The following is a 277-nucleotide window of genomic DNA, read 5'->3' as shown; positions in this document are numbered from 1 at the left end:
GTTGAAAGCTTCAACATATTGTTTTGTCCATTTAAGTTCATTGAGTACAATAGCAGTGTTATCTTTATTGAGGCGTGGAGAAATTGTATCTCTTACAGCTTTTGGCTGTTCATAAATTTCTTTGAGCATGAAATGTTCATAGCCGCCTTTTTCTGCTGCTTCAGCATTCCAATTTACTTCGAATACTTTTTTAGTAATAGGATTGCCTTTTCTATCAGTTACCCAAATGCTATCTTTTTTAACTACTGCGATTTCGCCATCATTCATGATGTATGTG

General features: G+C 34.7%; 1 pseudogene. It reads right to left on the bottom strand.

Annotation, left to right across the window (positions count from 1 at the left end):
* Positions 1-277 (bottom strand): annotated as a pseudogene (locus H5993_RS09255) (SIS domain-containing protein); the annotation flags it as partial.

This window comes from Limosilactobacillus alvi (assembly GCF_016900115.1).
GTDB classification, from domain to species: domain Bacteria; phylum Bacillota; class Bacilli; order Lactobacillales; family Lactobacillaceae; genus Limosilactobacillus; species Limosilactobacillus alvi.
The sequence above is the reverse complement of the archived record's forward strand: the minus strand, read 5'-3'. Positions and strand labels throughout refer to the sequence as shown.